Source organism: Aminobacter sp. P4_D5 (assembly GCF_056401815.1).
The window spans coordinates 1-506 of sequence record NZ_JBFUIP010001472.1; the positions used below are offsets into that span (position 1 = coordinate 1).

At 67.3% G+C, this 506-nt stretch carries 1 protein-coding gene; it reads left to right on the plus strand.

Annotated elements, in window-relative coordinates; translation table 11 throughout:
* Positions 1–96: 96 nt before the first annotated feature.
* The coding region (locus AC1DWF_RS39025) for an LLM class flavin-dependent oxidoreductase (RefSeq protein WP_476843737.1) at positions 97–506 on the plus strand (410 nt) is incomplete at its 3' end.

Below are 506 nucleotides of genomic sequence, written 5' to 3' on the forward strand. Positions count from 1 at the left end.
GTACATGCAGCGCGCCGGCTACGAGTACTGACGACGCCGCGCCGCCGCCTTGCTGCGGCGGCGCCTTCCTGACCTCGTGTGAATGAGACCCGAACGATGACGAAGCCGATCAGCCTCGGCCTTTCTATGCGCTATCTCGGCTACCACGCCGCGGCCTGGCGGCATCCCTCAGCCGATCCCGACGCGGCGTCCAAGTTCAGCCACTACAAGTACATCGCCCAGACTGCCGAGAAGGCGAAGATCGACATGGTCTTCCTGGCCGACGGCATCGGCCTGCGCACACCCGACACGCCGCCCGGCGCGCTGCAGCGCTCGCACCAGACCTTCGAGCTGGAGCCGCTGACCCTGCTCTCGGCGCTCTCCTCGGTGACGGACCGCATCGGCCTCGTCTCGACGGCCTCCACCACCTACAACGAGCCCTATCACGTCGCCCGCAAATGGGCCTCGCTGGACCATCTCAGCGGCGGCCGCGCGGGCTGGAACATCGTSACCTCCTGGTCCGAGAT